Below are 217 nucleotides of genomic sequence, written 5' to 3'. Positions count from 1 at the left end.
CATGGGCCTGGTGCATCAGGGCGTAGGCGGGGTTCCTGAAGGTGTAGTCCTTCAGGGCCACACCGGCGACGGAGACGGTCTCGGTGTAGCTGAATTTAAAGACGCAGGGGGTCTTGTGGGAACCGCCGGACGTGGCGTTGTAGCCTACCTCGGGCAGTTGTGGCGCATCCCGGTGATGGTCGGCGATCACGATCGGCTGACCGGCGGTGGTCGGGTC

The 217-nt window shown here is 64.5% G+C and carries 1 protein-coding gene; it reads right to left on the bottom strand.

What is annotated here, in order from left to right; genetic code table 11:
* Positions 1-217, bottom strand: a 217-nt coding sequence (locus tag EZI54_RS24300; protein WP_242674602.1) for a phage late control D family protein, incomplete at both ends; no start/stop codon positions are given.

It is taken from the genome of Marinobacter halodurans (assembly GCF_004327985.1).
Taxonomy (GTDB): domain Bacteria; phylum Pseudomonadota; class Gammaproteobacteria; order Pseudomonadales; family Oleiphilaceae; genus Marinobacter_A; species Marinobacter_A halodurans.
Note: the sequence above shows the minus strand (reverse complement) of the source record. Positions and strands in the feature narration are given on the sequence as shown.